Source organism: Burkholderia semiarida, from assembly GCF_029268935.1.
Lineage (GTDB): Bacteria > Pseudomonadota > Gammaproteobacteria > Burkholderiales > Burkholderiaceae > Burkholderia > Burkholderia semiarida.
On record NZ_JAHLCL010000007.1, the window covers coordinates 586876 to 601193 of the forward strand.

Sequence of the window (14318 nt, forward strand, 5' to 3'; positions counted from 1 at the left end):
ACACCTGCTAAAATACACGGTTTTCCGTCGATTTCTCTCTTACGGGACCTGCCGTGCTTTCTACTGCCAACATCACGATGCAATTCGGGCCGAAGCCCTTGTTCGAGAATATCTCGGTCAAATTCGGCGAGGGCAACCGCTACGGTCTGATCGGCGCGAACGGCTGTGGCAAGTCGACCTTCATGAAGATCCTCGGCGGCGACCTCGAGCCGAGCGCCGGCAACGTCGCGCTGGAGCCGAACGTGCGCCTGGGCAAGCTGCGCCAGGACCAGTTCGCGTACGAAGACGTGCGCGTGCTCGACGTCGTGATGATGGGCCACACCGAGATGTGGGCCGCGATGACCGAGCGTGATGCGATCTACGCGAACCCGGAAGCGACCGACGACGACTACATGCACGCGGCCGAGCTCGAAGGCAAGTTCGCCGAATACGGCGGCTACGACGCCGAAGCGCGCGCGGGCGCGCTGCTGCTGGGCATCGGCATCGAGGAAAAGTTCCACAACGGCACGATGGCCGACGTCGCGCCGGGCTGGAAGCTGCGCGTGCTGCTCGCGCAGGCGCTGTTCTCGAAGCCGGACGTGCTGCTGCTCGACGAACCGACCAACAACCTCGACATCAACTCGATCCGTTGGCTCGAGCACACGCTCAACGAGTACAACTCGACGATGATCATCATCTCCCACGATCGTCACTTCCTGAACTCGGTGTGCACGCACATGGCCGACATGGACTTCGGCACGCTGAAGGTCTGGCCGGGCAACTACGACGACTACATGCTCGCATCGGCGCAGGCGCGCGAGCGCCAGGCCGCGGCGAACGCCCGCGCGAAGGAGCGCGTGGCCGAACTGCAGGACTTCGTGCGCCGCTTCTCGGCGAACAAGTCGAAGGCGCGCCAGGCCACCAGCCGCGCGAAGCAGATCGACAAGATCAAGATCGAGGAATTCAAGCCGTCGTCGCGCCAGAACCCGTTCATCCGCTTCGAGTTCGAGAAGAAGCTGCACAACGTCGCGGTGGTCGCCGAAGAGATCACGAAGAAGTACGAGCGCACGATCTTCCAGAACTTCAACCTGTCGGTGCAGCCGGGCGAGCGCATCGCGATCATCGGCGAGAACGGCGCGGGCAAGACGACGCTGCTGCGCTCGCTGCTCGGCAACCTGCCGCTCGATCACGGCACGGTGAAGTGGGCCGAGAACGCGAATGTCGGCTACATGCCGCAGGACACGTACGAGGAATTCCCGGACGACATCACGCTGATGGACTGGATCGACCAGTACCGCAAGGACGGCGACGACGAAACGATGGTGCGCGGCACGCTGGGCCGCCTGCTGTTCTCGTCGGACGACATCAAGAAGTCGGTGAAGGTGCTGTCGGGCGGCGAGAAGGGTCGCATGATCTGGGGCAAGCTGATGCTCGGCCGCCACAACGTGCTGCTGATGGACGAGCCGACCAACCACATGGACATGGAGTCGATCGAGTCGCTGCAGATCGCGCTCGAGCAGTTCGAAGGCACGCTGATTTTCGTGTCGCACGACCGCGAATTCGTGAGCGGGCTGGCGAACCGGATCATCGAAGTGCGCACGGATGGCACGCTGTTCGACTTCGGCGGGAATTATGAGGAGTTCCTGACGAGTCAGGGGCAGGAGTAACTGTCCTGAGGTTTCCTCCGGGCGTGGGCCAGGTCGGGCATCACCGTACGGAGTGAACCGCCGGAAGTGCTACGGGCCCGCATCGACAGCCATGTCGATGCGGGCTTTTTCATATCCGCCGCGCCCGAACCCCGCCGTGCCGCGCATGCCGGTTTCCTCTGCTTGATCGACTTCGGGTAAATTACCCACCCAACACCCCCATCATTCCCCATTTCACCCGGTGCCGCCCTCGATGCAGGACCATCCTCTCCCGCTCGACCTGTCCGGCCTTGCGCCCAGCCTGTACGCGCAGGGCACCGAGGAGGGCATCCTGTCGCGCCTGATGGAGCGGATCGCGCCGACCCACCGCTTCTGCGTCGATATCGGCGCGAGCGACGGCCTGCGCAACAGCAATACCGCGCGGCTGCTGCGCGAACAGGATTGGGCCGGCGTACTGGTGGAAGGGAGCGCATACCGGTTCGGCAAGCTTGCCGCGCACTACGCCGGTGCGGAGCGCGTCCGCCTGCATCACGATCGCGTCCAGCCCGACACGGTCGATCAGTTGCTCACCGAGGCGAACGTGCCGACCGACTTCGACCTGCTGTCGATCGACATCGACGGCAACGACTACTGGGTGTGGCGCGGCCTGCAAGCGTTCCGGCCGCGCATCGTCGTGATCGAATACAACCCGTACTACACGCCGCCCGAGCGCTGGGTCATGTGCTTCAATCCGGACCACGAATGGGACGGCTCGACCTATTACGGCGCGAGCCTCGAATCGCTCGTGCATCTCGGCAGGCAGAAGGGCTATGAGCTCGTGTGCTGCGACGACATGGGCAACAACGCGTTCTTCGTGCGGCGCGACCTGTACCCGCTGCTCGGCATCGCGAACAACGACCCGTCGGTGTTGTTCCGGCCGGCGATGTACAAGCTGCGCTACGTCGGACACAACACGTTCCTGACCGGCCATCCGTATCGGCACGGGCCGGCCGAGCACATCTGAATGGATTCGCTCGCCGCCACCTTCGACGAGATTCGCGAAGCCTACGGGCTCGGTCGCGGCGGGCTGCCGACGCAGGTCAGCGAGCGGGTGTGGCATCTGCCGACCGACAGCAGCGCAGGCGTGGCGGTCAAGCGCTATGCCGGCGAACACCATGCGCGTGCGGTGAAGGAAACCGCCGTCCTCGCGCATCTGGAAACGCACCGCGATACTCGCTTCCATGTGCAGACGCTGAAGCGTACAAGGTCCGGCGCATCGCTTTGGTCGGGACAAAACTCCCACGCGATGCTGACGCGCTGGGAGGCCGGGCAATTCAAAACCTACGATACGTTCTCGACAACCGAATGGGATGCGCTCGGCGCCAGTCTGGCCGCGTTGCACGCGAGTCTCGAACAACTGCATCTGCCGTCGCTCGACACGATCCATGCGCGGCTGACCTCCATCGACGCGGATGCGGTACGCGGCAGCCTGCTGGAGGCACTCGATCGAGCCGATGCGAACGCTGCCGCCGCCGCGAACCTGCGCCGCTACGTCGATCTCGCGCTGCGCATGCTCGACCGCTACTATCCGGGCAGCATCGAAGCGTTTCCGGCCGACGACCCGCAGCATCCCATTCACAACGACTACAACCAGTTCAACTATCTGTTCACGGGCACGCTGCCGCCGCTGATCCTCGACTGGGAAGCATCGATCGGTGCGCCGCGCGAATACGAACTGGTGCGATGCCTGAATCATTTGCCGCTGGAGGCGCCGGACCGCGCGGAAGCGTTCGTGCGTGCGTACCAGCGAGTGCGGCCGGTGAACCCGGCAAACATCGCATGGGCGGTCGATGCCGCCTGCTTGCAGCACGCGCTGAAGCTGTGGGTCGTGCAAGGCTGGCTCGACGATCCGTCGCGCTTCGCGTCGCACCTGAACGGCGCGGTGACGATGGCGTCCGCGATGGTGGACGCGCGTGACCATCTGATCGATTTCTTTTCCCGTTGCGTGGAAGCAGGAAGCTGATGTGAGTACGAGCCCGAACGAGATCCCGAATCGGCCACGCGCCGGCGAGCGGCAGCACGTGTTTCCGCCGCCGCTCGATCGCGATTACCGCGTCGAGGACGGACGCGTCCAGACGCGCTCGCTGGAAGCGCATATCGTCGATCACTGCAACCTCACTTGCGCGGAATGCTGCTCGCTGTCGCCGCTCCTGCCCGAGTGGCATGCGAGCCCCGCATCGATCGAAGCCGATTTGCGCAAGGCCGCGAAGGTGTTGCGCCCGCGCATGTTCAAGCTGGTTGGCGGTGAGCCGCTGCTGCATCCGGCGCTCGTCGAAATCGTCGAGCGCGCGCGCGGCACCGGCATCGCGCCCGTGATCTCGGTCACGACGAACGGCCTGAAACTCGGCGAGATGCCCGACGCGTTCTGGCAAGCGGTGGATGCGCTGACGATCTCGCGCTATCCGAAGCCGGCGCTTTCCACCGATCTGGTCGCGCATGTCGAGCGCCAGGCCGCACGCTTCGACGTGCGTCTGAACTGGAAAGTGCAGGACGTGTTCACGACGATGAACCGCGCACAGCCGGGCACGGATCGCGACGAAGCCCGACGCCTTTATCACGATTGCTGGATCCGGGAGCGCTGCCATATGATTCGCGACGGCATGTTCTACACGTGCACGCGCCCCGCGCATTTCCATACGTTGTACAAGGGCGAGAAGGACTTTCAGGCCGACGGCCTGCCGCTGCGCGACGACGCCGGCATGCTCGACGCGATGCTCGCGTATCTGCAACGCGAGACGCCGCTCGAAGCATGCCTGCATTGTCGGGGCGGCAGTGCGCCGGTCGCGCCGCATCGCATCCTGAAACGCATTGAAGTGGACACCTTGAAGGCTCGTTATCCATGATCGTCGGCACGCGCGACCCGTTCGGTTTCGATCGGCTGTACTACCATCCGCGCAGCGGCGTGTCGGCATCCGGCATCCGCGCCGTATTGCGGGCGTCGGGGCAACCGGCCGGCGCGCCGGACGCGGCCGCCATCGCGGGCTACCTGAGCGGCGAGCGTCTCGTCGGCCGTACCGTGCTGCGCGACGTGCGCGCGGTGCCGCCCGGTCATGCATTGACCCGGTCGCCGCAAGGGCTGACGGTGCAGCCGGCGCCCGAGCGGCCACGGCGAGCCGATCTCGACACCGTGCTGCGCGCGTCGCTGCAGCGCGCGCTCGACAGCGGCAAGCGGGTCGCGCTGGCGCTGAGCGGCGGGCTCGATTCGGCGCTGCTGCTCGCGTTGCTGCGCGAACTCGGCGCGTTGCGGCACGTGACGGCCTACATCCTTGCGACCGACATGCCCGATTACTGCGAACGCGACGCGGCGCTCGAACTGGCCGCGCAGATGCAGGCGAACGTGACGATCGTGCGCGCGAACGAGGCCGATTTCGTCGCGGCGCTGCCGAGAACGACCCATGCGGTCGAGGAACCGATGTTCAACCTGCATCCGGTCGCGAAGCTGCTGCTGGCCGACGCGATGGCGGCGGACGGCGTCGAGGTGGCGATTACCGGCGACGGCGCGGATCAGGTCTTGCGCCGCGACCGCTCGGCCAACTATCTGCCGCTGTGCCATGCGCTGTTCGACGAGGCCTCGGTCGACCTGCATCCGCCGTTCGTCGATGCCGCCGTCGTCGCGCATCTGACGAGCATCGCGCCCGACCCGAACAAGCAGTGCCTGCGCGATCTCGGTGCGCGCCTGAACCTGCCGGACCGTCTCGTGCACGGCCCCAAGCGCGGGCGGCTCGCGCCGGCGATGAATCTCGCGACGCTGCTCGATCGCGGCCGCACGCAGGCACTGGCCGATACGCTCGGCCTTGCCGCGCCCACGTTGCAGGCGGATACCGAACGCGTGCTGTGGACGACGCTCACACTGCTTCTCGAGCATCTCGATCGCCTTCACTGCGATGCCGCGCATCGCCCAACCTGAGCCGCTCATGAAACGCATCCTGTTCTGCGTGGTGCCCGAGAAGGGCCACGTCAATCCGTGCATCGGCCCGGCCCAGCATCTGCGCGCCGCCGGCTGCGACGTCGCGTTCTATGCGCCGGCCGACATCAGCGCGCAGCTCGACGGCGCGGGCGACTTCGCGTTCGTCGGGCCGCGCGAGACGCCCGAGCGCCACGACCTGTCGCGCGGCGCGAGCTTCGCCGCGAACATTCGCGACGCCGACTGGCTGCGGCACTGGATCCGCACGCTGCTGATCGACCTCGCGCCCGCGCAGGTGGACGGCATCCGCGCGGTGCTGCGCGAATGGCAGCCCGACGTGGTCGTGATCGATCCGCTGCTCTATGCGGCGGCGATTGCCGCCGAGCTGGAAGGGCTGCCGTGGGTGTCGATGTCCAATTCGCTGAATCCGGTGCTGCCGGACGATCTCGATTCGGAACTGCTGCGCACGGTGCGATGGCTCGAGCCGGAACGCACGCGCCTGTTCGCGCGCTACGGTCTCGACGCGCGCTTTCGCGGGTGCGACGTGCTGTCGCCGCACCTGACGCTCGCGTTCACGACCGACGCGCTGGTCGGCGCGCCGCCGCCCGGCGTCGAGCTGGTCGGCCCCGCGATGCCGTCGGGCCCGCGCGGTGACGAGACGGTGTTTCCATGGGAACGTCTCGACGCGGATCGCCCGCTCGTCTACATGTCGCTCGGCAGCCAGCTTTACTACCATCCGGACGTGTTCGCGAAGGTAATCGACGCGACGCGTGCGACGGCCGCGCAACTGGTGCTGTCGGTGGGCGAACTGGTCGATTCGGATCTGCTGCCTGCCGGCGACGCACGCGTGATCGCGGTGCGTTACGCGCCGCAACTGACGCTGCTGCGGCGCACGCATGCGTTCGTCAGCCACGGCGGCGCGAATTCGGTGATGGAGTCGCTCGCGTGCGGCGTGCCGATGCTGCTGTCGCCGTTCTGCAACGACCAGTTCCATTCGGCGCATTTCGTCGAGCGGGCCGGCGCCGGATGCGTGCTCGATCTGCGGCAGGCCGGCGTCGCGGCCATTACCGACGCGCTCGAACGCCTGTTGCGTGCCGGATCGTTGCGCGAGCAGGCGGCGCGGATCCGCGACAGCTATGCCGCGTGCGACGGCTCGGCGCGAGCCGCCCGCCTGATCAGCGCACTCGCTTCAGGAAGCCGCCTGGCGACAGCGTCATGAGCACGCGGTCCTCGATGTCGTGGTCGACTTCGAACCGGTCGTCGCGGCCAAGAAATTCGCGCGCGGCCGTGGCCGGGTTGTTGCCTCGGCCGTACGGCTTGCCGTCGAACATCGACTCGGGCAGGTACTCCATGATCGTGTCCATCACGATCGCGTAGCTGCCGGGCGTCACGAACGGCGCATAGCATTCGAGTTCGCGCAGCACGTGCGTGTGCGTATGCGTGAGATCGAGAATCGCCATCACGCGCGCGCCGTCGCCGATCTGCGCGCGCACCGACGCGAGCGTGTCGGCCGCGCACGATTCGCCCTCGATCAGCACCATGCGGTGGGCGAGCCGGTGCGCGTGCAGGCGCTGGCGGACCTCGTCGCGCAGGCGCGGCTCGATCGCGACGACGCGGCCATCGGTGCCCGCCAGCTCCAGCATCGACGCGGTGAACACCACGCCGCCGCCCGCCGCGATGCCGGTCTGCACGATGCAGTCGGGACGCTCGCGCCAGATCAGTTCCTGCAGCGCGAGCATGTCGCCGGGCAGATGGAAGAAGCGCTCGCCGAGCCAGCGGGTCTGGAACAGATGGCCGAATTCGGCGGCGCGCGTCAGCCATTCGATGTTGATGTCCCGCATGCGGGCCGAAGGACGCTCTGACATGGTCGATGCAACGAGTAGGAGTGACGTGAAAACGCTGGAATCGTGGCTTCACCGGTACTGGAACACCGGGCCGGCGCGCCTGCAGGCGCTGGCGTCGGGCCATACTAACAAAACGTATCTCGTCGAGGGCGATGCGGGGCGCACGGTGCTGCGCGTGTCGTGGTCCGGCAAGCCGGTCGCGCAGATGCGGCGCGAGGCGTCGATACTCGCGCGTCTCGGCGAGGCGCGCACGGTGTCGACGCTGCCCGCGCTGCCGCGGCTGCGCCCGACCGTCGACGCGCAACCCGGCGTGCAGAGGCCCGACGGGAGCTGGTTGCATCTGTTCGACCATATCGACGGCCGTCCCGGCCTGCCGGACGACCCGCATGCGGGCGCGATCGATGCGATGCGCACGCTCGCGCATCTGCATGCGGCGCTGGCCGCGATACCCGCCGGCGAAGCGGCGCCGCTGGCGTGGCTGTCGGCCCGTCATGCGCGCGTCGCGGCGCGCGCGATGCCGTCGCTGCCGGCCGGCTTGAGCGACGACTACGGCACGGTGATCCGGCGGATCGGCACGCATCTCGACGCGGCGGCATCGTGGTTGACGGGGCCGGTGCATTGGCTGCACGGCGACTATCACGCGGGCAACCTGCTGTATGTCGGCAACGCGGTGAACGGCGTGCTGGATTTCGACGACGTGGGGCAGGGGGCGCAATGGCTCGAGGCGGCCTTTGCGTCGTTCGCGCTGTCGCGCGATGCGGGCCGGGACGATGGCTTCGTGTTCGACCGCGGGCGATGGACGGCCGGCCTGGAGGCTTATGCGGCGACGCGGCCGGATGCGGCGCCGGCGTGGCTGCGCGACAACCACGACGCGCTGATGACGCTGTTCTGCGCGGATCAGACGCTGATCCATCTCGAGGCCGCGCAGCGCGGGCTGTGGATGCCGGGGCCCGGGATCGGTTTCCTTGGCGGCTGGCGCCAGTTGCTGGACGGGGCGGTGCCCGCCGGTTAGCGGTGCGTCGCGTCGGCGCGCCGCCGGTTCAGGAACAGGCGCACGGCTTCGACCGTGTTGGGCCGCGCTTCGCCATGCCGCGACCCGTCATGCAGGCACAACAGCACGTCGCGCTGCCGCGCCGTGCAGGCGTCGACATGCGCGCACATCGCGTCGAACAGTGCCTGGGGTGACGGGGGCGGCCGCTGCCAGTCGTTCAGTATCGCGGTCCAGCCGGTGTGTTCGCGCCGCAGGCGCGCGAGCACGGCCGCGCGATCGTCGTGCGGCATCAACCCGTACGGAAGGCGCAGCGGGATCGTGCCGGGCGCGGCAAGGCCGGCGCGGCGGTAGACGTCGCGGATCAGCGCATCGGTTGCATCGATCTCGTCGATCAGTGCGGCGTCCGCGAGCGTGCCCGGCCTCGCATGCGAATAGGTGTGATTGCCGAGCCGGTGGCCTTCGCGCGCGATTCTCGTCGCGACATCGAGCGCGCCTGGCAAGTGCTGGCCGAGCACGAAGAACGTCGCCGCGCACGCGGCGTCGCGCAGCACGTCGAGCAGCGCGGGCGTCGACGGGCCGGGGCCGTCGTCGAAACTGAGGTGAATGGACGTCATGATTGCCAGGGTCGCTCACTGAACTGGCTCGACGGCCAGCGGGCAGGTGCCGACCGGACGCAGCCGGGAGCCGGTCCATTCGTAGAAGAAGCGGGCCGCTTTCGCGTGGCCGTCGCCGCAATCGTCGTTGAAGCAGCCGGCGACGATCAGCAGCCTGCTGCCGGCACGGAAGTCGACGCGCTCGTCGTCGTTGCCCATCACGCCCGAGATGGCCGTCACGCCGGGCATCGTGTACGTCGCGCCCGTGTTCTTGTCGAGGATCGCGAAGTTTCGGCAATCCGTTCCGCAACCCCAGATCGCGACGCGGTAGTGACCGGCAAAATTGGCCGGTTGCGCGAATGCGTCACGAATGACGGTGCGATACAGGCGCGCTTCGCTGCCGGCGAGCCGAGGCGCGGCAGCCGGCTTGCGCGGCGCGCGGATGGCGGCCGGCGCCGGATAACGGTCGAACGCAGGCGAGGCGCAGGCCGCGGCCGGCGAGGCCGCGGGTGCCGCACCGGCCATCGGCGCGATCGAGGCGCCGGCGATCAGCAGAAGTCGATGGGCGAGCGTCACGCGCGTGTTCTTCATGTTCGAGAGGGATGTCGGGCCGCAGCGGCCGAGCTGCCGGCGACGACGATTCTATGACGCTTCGCGCGGGGCGGCGACACGGAATGGCGGTCGTGCGCTTGCCGCCCCCGCGACGCCGCGCGGAATCGCTCCGTCGAGCCTCGTCAAACCGCCGCGATATCACGCTGCCTGACGTTTCATGCCGCCTTTGCGCGGCTCAATCGGCCAGCCGCTTGTCGGCGAGCGCCTTGCAGCAGTCCTCGTACACCCACTGCACAAGTTTGGCCCGATAGTCGAGATCGTCGGTATCGACGATTTCCTCGACCGCGTCGCGCGCCCACGACGCGTCGACGAAGCCTGCATGCCGCTTCGCGATGTCCTGCGCGAGCGCCGCGAGCCTGGCGACCGCGAGCCAGTCGGCCTGGCGATGATGGCGGTCGAGCCAGCGGTGCGCGGCCTGGACCTGGAACGCGGCGTCCGGCCAGGATTCGTTGAGGTAAAACGCGCCGAGGTTGCCGCAGGTGAGCCAGCAAAGCAGCTCCAGGCGGTCTTGCGAGCCGAGGGTATGGGATGCGTCGGACATGGCAGCGCTCACGAAGTGCGTCGATTCCGGGCGGCGCCGGCCGCAACGGGCCGATGCCGATAGTAAAAACATAGCACGATGCGGGCCCGGCCGCGCACCCGGGTGGACGCTGACGCGGCGTTGGCCGGACGAAGGCGCCGCCGGCCATGCGCGCGGGCGGCGGAGCACCGGCGCGGGGCCTCGCCGGTCCTTTCGGACGGCTGTCATTCGTCACACCAGCCACCGAAACGCTCGCTAGAATGGCGGCTTCCCTGGAGGCGGAACACGATGAAAATCTACGACCAGTTCTACATCGACGGCGCATGGCGCAAACCGGCCGGCACGGGCACGATCGACGTGATCGATTCGGGCACCGAAGCCGTGATCGGCCGGATTCCCGAGGGCGTCGCGTCCGACGCGCAGGCCGCGATCCGCGCGGCGCGCGCGGCCTTCGACGCGTGGGCGGCCACGCCGGCCGCGACGCGCGCGGGTTACCTGCGCAAGATCGTCGAGCATCTGCAGGCGCGCAGCGAGGAACTCGCGCAGTCGATCACCGGCGAAGTCGGCATGCCGATCAAGCTGTCGCGCGCGATCCAGGTCGGCGGTCCGATCTACAACTGGAAGGCGTATGCGAAGCTCGCCGAATCGTTCGAATTCGACGCGCGGGTCGGCAATTCGCTGGTGGTGCGCGAGCCGGTCGGCGTCGTCGCGGCGATCACGCCGTGGAACTACCCGCTCAATCAGGTCACGCTGAAGGTCGCGCCGGCGCTCGCGGCCGGCTGCACGGTGGTGCTGAAGCCGTCGGAAGTCGCGCCGCTGAACGCATTCATGCTCGCCGAAGCGATCCACGAGGCCGGGCTGCCGGCCGGCGTGTTCAACCTGGTGTGCGGGTATGGCCCGGTCGTCGGCGAGGTGCTGGCCAGCGATCCGGACGTCGACATGGTGTCGTTTACCGGCTCGACGCGCGCGGGCAAGCGCGTGGCCGAGCTGGCGGCCGCGGGCGTCAAGCGCGTCGCGCTTGAGCTGGGCGGCAAGTCGGCGTCGGTGATTCTCGACGATGCCGATTTCGCGACGGCCGTGAAGGGCACGGTCAACGCGTGCTACCTGAACGCGGGCCAGACCTGCTCCGCGCATACGCGGATGCTGGTGCCGCAAGCGCGCTACGAAGAGGCGCGCGAACTCGCGAAGGCGGCGGCCGAGTCGTACGTCGCGGGCGACCCGCGGCACGAGGCGACGCGCCTCGGCGCGCTGGCGTCGGCCGCGCAGCAGCAGCGCGTGCAGGCGTACATCCAGCGCGGCATCGACGAAGGCGCGGAACTCGTGACGGGCGGCACCGGATTGCCGGCAGGGCTCGAAAAGGGTTTCTTCGTGAAGCCGACCGTGTTCGGGCGCGTCGATCCGAAATCGACGATCGCGCAGGAAGAGATCTTCGGGCCGGTGCTGTCGATCATCACGTATCGCGATGAAGACGAGGCCGTGCGGATCGCGAACGATTCGCCGTACGGGCTCGGCGGTGCGGTGTGGGCAGGCAGCGACGAGCGCGCGATGCGCGTCGCGCGCCGCATCCGCACGGGGCAGGTCGACATCAACGGCGGCACGTGGAACGCCGCCGCGCCGTTCGGCGGCTTCAAGCAGTCGGGGTACGGCCGCGAGAACGGCGTGTACGGGCTCGAAGAGTATCTCGAGTACAAGTCGATACAGTTGAAGCCGGCGAAGCCGGCCTGAACGCCGCTCGCGGCCCGAATCGGAAACGGCACGCTCGCGTGCCGTTTTTTTCTTGACGGCCGTCAAGGTGCGCGGCGGTGGATCGTCGATCATCGCGGTTCCGATGTTCCGACGAGGTTTCAGATGACCGTACGCACTTCCTTTCCGCCGCTGACGATCCGCGGCCGCACCTTGCTGCCCGTCGTGCAGGGCGGCATGGGCGTCGGCATCTCCGCGCACCGGCTGGCGGGCAGCGTCGCGCGCGAAGGCGCGGTCGGCACGATCGCGAGCATCGACCTGCGCCACCATCATGCGGATCTGCTCGCGCGTTGCCGCGCGCAGCCCGATCGCGCGACGCTCGAGGCGGCGAACCTCGACGCGCTCGCGCGCGAGATCCGTCTCGCGAAAACGTACAGCGAAGGGCGCGGGATGATCGCGGTCAACGTGATGAAGGCGGTGAGCGCGCATGCGGACTACGTGCGGGTCGCGTGCGACGAGGGCGCGGACGCGATCGTGATGGGCGCGGGCCTGCCACTCGATCTGCCCGACCTCACGCAAGGGCGCGACATCGCGCTGATCCCGATCCTGTCGGACAGCCGCGGCATCGCGCTGGTGCTGAAGAAGTGGATGAAGAAGGGCCGTTTGCCCGATGCGATCGTGATCGAGCATCCGGCGCACGCCGGCGGCCACCTCGGCGTCACGCAGCTCGACGACATGCACGACGGCCGCTTCGATTTCGCGCGCGTGCTCGACGAGACCGCGCAGGTGATGGCGTCGCTCGGTGTCGCCCGCGACACGATCCCGCTGATCGTGGCCGGCGGGATCAACAGCCACGACACGGTGCGCGCGGCGTTCGTGGCCGGCGCGAACGGCGTGCAGGTCGGGACGCCGTTCGCGGTGACCGAAGAGGGCGATGCGCATCCGCGTTTCAAGCGGGTGCTTGCCGATGCGACGCCCGACGACATCGTCGAATTCGTCAGCGTGACGGGGCTGCCGGCACGCGCGGTGAAGACGCCGTGGCTCGATCGTTACCTGCGCAACGAGACGCGCATTCGCAACAAGCTCGGCGCGTTCAGGCAGCGTTGCCCGACCGCGCTCGAATGCCTGAGCGTATGCGGGCTGCGCGACGGCATCGAGAAATTCGGCCACTTCTGCATCGACACGCGGCTCGCGGCCGCGCTGCGCGGCGACATCGCGAACGGGCTGTTCTTCCGCGGCCGCGAAGCGTTGCCGTTCGGCCGCGCGATCCGCAGCGTGCGCGATCTGCTCGACCTGCTGCTGACGGGCAGTGCGACCGAGCCTGCGGCAAACCGTCCCACGTTTACGCTGGCTTGACCAATATCAAGATGACGAAAAGACCCTACAGGGAGAATGGAAACCATTCTTTGGGGGTCCGTACCATGCATAAAACGATTCGAACTTGTGTCACCACCGCCGCCGTCGCGGCAAGCGTCCTCGCGATGCCGTCGCTGTCGTACGCGGCATCGCCGGGGGACGGCATCAACCAGGGTGACGTACTGGTTCGGCTTCGCGCGATCAGCATCCAGCCGAACGAGCGCGCGAGCGACACGCTCGGCGCGATCAACACGGGCGTGAACAACGCGATCGTGCCCGAGCTCGACTTCACGTACATGATCCGCGACTACCTCGGCGTGGAACTGATTCTCGGCACGTCGCGGCACCAGATGACGTCGAGCCTCGGCAATCTCGGCGGCGTGGGCGTGTTGCCGCCGACGCTCTTGCTGCAGTATCACTTCAACCATGCGGGCAAGGTGCGTCCGTACGTCGGCGCCGGGTTGAACTACACGTACTTCTACAACAACGGGCTCAACGTCGGCGGGGAGGGCGTGTCGATCAACAAGAGCAGCTTCGGCCCCGCGCTGCAGTTCGGCGTGGACGTGCAGTTGACGAAGAAGGTGTTCATGAACGTCGACGTGAAGAAGATCTGGATGAGCACCGATGCGACGTTGGGCGACAAGGGCATCGGCACGCTGCACATCGATCCGCTGATCGTCGGCGTGGGCGTCGGGATGAAGTTCTAGACGCGACAGTAAAAGAACAGAGTTGGGGTTGGCGGCATGGCGGTCGGCATGCCGCTCTTTTTTTGTGCGCGCGGATTTACAGCTTGTCGTACTGGAAGCGCATCGCGGTGCCTTCGCGCGTGATGCGTTCCCACACCGCCCGCTTTTCGTCGTCGCTCAGGAACACCCAGTTCGAGACTTCGGCGGCCGTGCGGCCGCACCCCTTGCAGACTTCGTCGAAAAGCGTCGAGCACACGCCGATGCAGGGGCTGTCGGGGAGGTCGTGAAGATTGGAGGCCATCGGCAGGGTTCGCGCAGTTGAATCGTCAGCCGCCATTTTAATGCATCGCGGCGGCCCGGCCGGACGTTGCCGCCCGCATGCCGTCCCGGCGCGGGAGCGCGACAGTACGGCCCGGCGTTGCGCGCGGCCGTCGAACGGGCCGTGCGTCATGCAAACGCGGATTC

At 67.5% G+C, this 14318-nt stretch carries 15 protein-coding genes; 10 read left to right on the forward strand and 5 right to left on the reverse strand.

Annotated features, from left to right (window positions below; all coding sequences use genetic code 11):
• Positions 1-53: 53 nt before the first annotated feature.
• From KPB06_RS15740 to KPB06_RS15765, 6 genes are all read left to right on the forward strand, one after another.
• A complete protein-coding gene (locus KPB06_RS15740; RefSeq protein ID WP_060318733.1) occupies positions 54-1646 on the forward strand; it encodes an ABC-F family ATPase in 1593 nt (530 codons plus the stop codon).
• Between the two features lie 232 nt (positions 1647-1878).
• A complete protein-coding gene (locus KPB06_RS15745) occupies positions 1879-2628 on the forward strand; it encodes an FkbM family methyltransferase (RefSeq protein WP_275906165.1) in 750 nt (249 codons plus the stop codon).
• Positions 2629-3627, forward strand: a complete 999-nt coding sequence (locus KPB06_RS15750) for a phosphotransferase enzyme family protein (RefSeq protein WP_275906166.1) — start codon at positions 2629-2631, stop codon at positions 3625-3627.
• A gap of 1 nt (position 3628) precedes the next feature.
• Positions 3629-4507: a radical SAM family protein gene (locus KPB06_RS15755; protein WP_059583487.1), complete on the forward strand. Its 879-nt coding sequence runs from the start codon at positions 3629-3631 to the stop codon at positions 4505-4507.
• A complete protein-coding gene (locus KPB06_RS15760) occupies positions 4504-5571 on the forward strand; it encodes an asparagine synthase-related protein (RefSeq protein ID WP_059583485.1) in 1068 nt (355 codons plus the stop codon). Before KPB06_RS15755 ends, KPB06_RS15760 begins: the two co-directional genes overlap by 4 nt.
• A 7-nt stretch (positions 5572-5578) precedes the next feature.
• On the forward strand, positions 5579-6787 hold the full coding sequence (locus KPB06_RS15765) for a glycosyltransferase (protein ID WP_059583483.1): 1209 nt from the start codon (positions 5579-5581) through the stop codon (positions 6785-6787).
• Here KPB06_RS15765 and KPB06_RS15770 read toward each other — a convergent pair.
• Complete coding sequence (locus tag KPB06_RS15770) at positions 6744-7433, reverse strand: cephalosporin hydroxylase family protein (protein ID WP_059583480.1); 690 nt, start codon at positions 7431-7433, stop codon at positions 6744-6746. The two genes, KPB06_RS15765 and KPB06_RS15770, sit on opposite strands and share 44 nt — an antisense overlap.
• 25 nt (positions 7434-7458) lie before the next feature.
• Between KPB06_RS15770 and KPB06_RS15775 the strand changes: the two genes are divergently transcribed.
• Positions 7459-8424, forward strand: a complete 966-nt coding sequence (locus KPB06_RS15775; RefSeq protein WP_059583479.1) for a phosphotransferase — start codon at positions 7459-7461, stop codon at positions 8422-8424.
• Here the strand turns inward: KPB06_RS15775 and KPB06_RS15780 are convergent.
• The 3 genes from KPB06_RS15780 to KPB06_RS15790 form a co-directional block, all read right to left on the reverse strand.
• Entirely contained in the window at positions 8421-9017 is a 597-nt protein-coding gene (locus tag KPB06_RS15780) for a polysaccharide deacetylase family protein (RefSeq protein ID WP_059583477.1), read from the reverse strand. The genes KPB06_RS15775 and KPB06_RS15780 overlap by 4 nt on opposite strands.
• A 15-nt stretch (positions 9018-9032) precedes the next feature.
• On the reverse strand, positions 9033-9572 hold the full coding sequence (locus tag KPB06_RS15785) for a hypothetical protein (RefSeq protein ID WP_059583524.1): 540 nt from the start codon (positions 9570-9572) through the stop codon (positions 9033-9035).
• 211 nt (positions 9573-9783) lie between these two features.
• Positions 9784-10149, reverse strand: coding sequence for a hypothetical protein (locus KPB06_RS15790; protein ID WP_027784520.1), 366 nt, complete (start codon positions 10147-10149; stop codon positions 9784-9786).
• Positions 10150-10416: 267 nt separating this feature from the next.
• Here KPB06_RS15790 and KPB06_RS15795 point away from each other — a divergent pair, with 267 nt between their 5' ends.
• From KPB06_RS15795 to KPB06_RS15805, 3 genes are all read left to right on the forward strand, one after another.
• Positions 10417-11853 (forward strand): aldehyde dehydrogenase family protein, encoded by a 1437-nt coding sequence (locus tag KPB06_RS15795; RefSeq protein WP_059583475.1) that lies wholly within the window; start codon positions 10417-10419, stop codon positions 11851-11853.
• Between the two features lie 123 nt (positions 11854-11976).
• The gene (locus KPB06_RS15800) at positions 11977-13167 is read left to right on the forward strand and encodes an NAD(P)H-dependent flavin oxidoreductase (RefSeq protein WP_059583472.1); all 1191 of its coding nucleotides are present in this window, start codon (positions 11977-11979) and stop codon (positions 13165-13167) included.
• A 65-nt stretch (positions 13168-13232) separates the two neighbouring features.
• The gene (locus tag KPB06_RS15805; RefSeq protein WP_059583469.1) at positions 13233-13874 is read left to right on the forward strand and encodes an OmpW/AlkL family protein; all 642 of its coding nucleotides are present in this window, start codon (positions 13233-13235) and stop codon (positions 13872-13874) included.
• Positions 13875-13950: 76 nt separating this feature from the next.
• On the opposite strand, the gene KPB06_RS15810 is transcribed toward KPB06_RS15805, so the two are convergent.
• Positions 13951-14154 carry a DUF1289 domain-containing protein gene (locus KPB06_RS15810; RefSeq protein ID WP_006493160.1) on the reverse strand — a complete coding sequence of 68 codons (204 nt, stop codon included), beginning with the start codon at positions 14152-14154 and terminating at the stop codon, positions 13951-13953.
• Between the last annotated feature and the right edge of the window lie 164 nt (positions 14155-14318).

What these genes read in the sequence shown, in the direction of transcription:
- KPB06_RS15745 (WP_275906165.1), top strand. Translation starts at nt 1,879, where the DNA reads ATGCAGGACCATCCTCTCCCGCTCGACCTGTCCGGCCTTGCGCCCAGC.
- KPB06_RS15750 (WP_275906166.1), top strand. Translation starts at nt 2,629, where the DNA reads ATGGATTCGCTCGCCGCCACCTTCGACGAGATTCGCGAAGCCTACGGG.
- KPB06_RS15760 (WP_059583485.1), top strand. Translation starts at nt 4,504, where the DNA reads ATGATCGTCGGCACGCGCGACCCGTTCGGTTTCGATCGGCTGTACTAC.
- KPB06_RS15765 (WP_059583483.1), top strand. Translation starts at nt 5,579, where the DNA reads ATGAAACGCATCCTGTTCTGCGTGGTGCCCGAGAAGGGCCACGTCAAT.
- KPB06_RS15770 (WP_059583480.1), bottom strand. Translation starts at nt 7,433, where the DNA reads ATGTCAGAGCGTCCTTCGGCCCGCATGCGGGACATCAACATCGAATGG.
- KPB06_RS15780 (WP_059583477.1), bottom strand. Translation starts at nt 9,017, where the DNA reads ATGACGTCCATTCACCTCAGTTTCGACGACGGCCCCGGCCCGTCGACG.
- KPB06_RS15790 (WP_027784520.1), bottom strand. Translation starts at nt 10,149, where the DNA reads ATGTCCGACGCATCCCATACCCTCGGCTCGCAAGACCGCCTGGAGCTG.
- KPB06_RS15795 (WP_059583475.1), top strand. Translation starts at nt 10,417, where the DNA reads ATGAAAATCTACGACCAGTTCTACATCGACGGCGCATGGCGCAAACCG.
- KPB06_RS15800 (WP_059583472.1), top strand. Translation starts at nt 11,977, where the DNA reads ATGACCGTACGCACTTCCTTTCCGCCGCTGACGATCCGCGGCCGCACC.
- KPB06_RS15805 (WP_059583469.1), top strand. Translation starts at nt 13,233, where the DNA reads ATGCATAAAACGATTCGAACTTGTGTCACCACCGCCGCCGTCGCGGCA.
- KPB06_RS15810 (WP_006493160.1), bottom strand. Translation starts at nt 14,154, where the DNA reads ATGGCCTCCAATCTTCACGACCTCCCCGACAGCCCCTGCATCGGCGTG.